A 1,457-nucleotide genomic window follows, 5' to 3' on the forward strand; every position below is an offset into this window, starting at 1 on the left:
ACTCGTCTCCCGGCCCCTTTCGTGATCGCCCTTGTCCGCGAGCCGCCTCGACGGCCATCAAGAGACCAGCGACGCGTCAGGTGCTGGGAGGTCGGGACGGGCAACAGGATGTAGCGCCAGGATGTCGAGGCCGCAGCGCCGGTCAGTGAGCTTCCCGCAAGACCTCCCAGCTGGCCGGTAGTCTAACCCAGACTGACGGAGAGCTGAGATGGCAAAATGCGTTGGACTCGACTGGGGTGGCCGCGAGCATGGGGTGTGCGTGGTGGAGCGGGCGAGCGGGGCGGTGGCGGCCCGGTTCATGGTGCGACACGATGCGGCCGGGCTTGCGGATCTGGTGAAGCGGCTGGCCCGGCTGGGGCCGCCTGGCGAGTTGCCGGTGGCGATCGAACGGCCGAACGGTCTGGTGGTGGAGACGCTGATGGCAGTGGGCCATCCAATCGTGCCGATCCATCCCAATGTGGTCAAGGCGAGCCGGCCCCGCTACAGCGCCGCCGGGGCCAAGTCCGATCCGGGCGATTGCTATCTGCTGGCCGATCTGCAGCGCACCGATGGCCATCGCTTCCGCCCGCTGATGCCTTGCTCGCCGGGGCTCAAGGCCTTGCAGGCGCTGGTGCGCGGGCGCGCCGCTCTGGTGAGGCAGCGTGTGGCGCTGGCGAACCAGCTGCGCACGCTGCTCGAGGGCTTCTGGCCCGGCGCGGGCGTTCTCTTCGCCGCGATCGACAGCCCGATCGCGCTTGTCTTCGTCGAGCGCTATCCCACGCCCGCCAGCGCGGCCCGCTTGGGGGAGCAGCGCCTGCGTGCCTTCCTGGTCCGGCACGCCTATAGCGGGCGTCGCAGTGCGGCCGAGCTTCTGGCTCGCCTCAAGGCTGCGCCCCAGGGCCGGGCCAGCGTCGCGGAGGCCGAAGCCAAAGGCGTCCTCGTGCGGGCGCTCGCCAGCGTGCTCACACGCCTCGGGGCCCAGATCCGCGCCGTGACCCAGCGCATCGAGCGGGATGTCGCGGCGCTGCCGGATGGCCCGATCCTGATGTCCTTCCCATGCGCGGGCCGGCTGTGCGCCGCTCAGATCCTGGTCGAACTCGGTGACGTGCGCGAGCGCTTCCAGTCCGCCGATCAACTCGCCGCCGAGGCCGGCGTCTGCCCGGTCACCCGCCAGTCCGGCAAAAGCCGCGGCGTGGTCTTCCGCTGGGCCTGCAATCATCGTCTGCGCCACGCCATCACCGGCCTTGCCGACAACTCCCGTCACGCTTGCCCCTGGGCCGCCGACATCTATCAGCGCGCCAAGGCCCGGGGCTGTCCGCATCCGCACGCCGTGCGCATCCTGGCCCGCGCCTGGATCCGTGTGCTCTGGCGCGCCTGGACCGAACGAAAACCGTACGACCCGGCCTGCCACCGGGGTGCGCTGGCCTTGGCAGCCTGAACTGTGCCTGGCGGTTCGGGCCGAAGACCTGCGTCCTTGT

1 protein-coding gene is annotated in these 1,457 nt (G+C 70.6%); it reads left to right on the forward strand.

What is annotated here, in order from left to right:
- Nucleotides 1–208: 208 nt before the first annotated feature.
- On the forward strand, nt 209–1,417 hold the full coding sequence (locus QQL24_RS36335; RefSeq protein ID WP_284317204.1) for an IS110 family RNA-guided transposase: 1,209 nt from the start codon (nt 209–211) through the stop codon (nt 1,415–1,417).
- Nucleotides 1,418–1,457: the final 40 nt, after the last annotated feature.

The sequence above is a fragment of the Labrys miyagiensis genome (assembly GCF_030160835.1).
Classification (GTDB): Bacteria; Pseudomonadota; Alphaproteobacteria; order Rhizobiales; family Labraceae; genus Labrys; species Labrys miyagiensis.

Excerpts from the sequence above, each read along its gene's own strand:
- QQL24_RS36335 (WP_284317204.1), top strand. The coding sequence starts at position 209 with ATGGCAAAATGCGTTGGACTCGACTGGGGTGGCCGCGAGCATGGGGTG.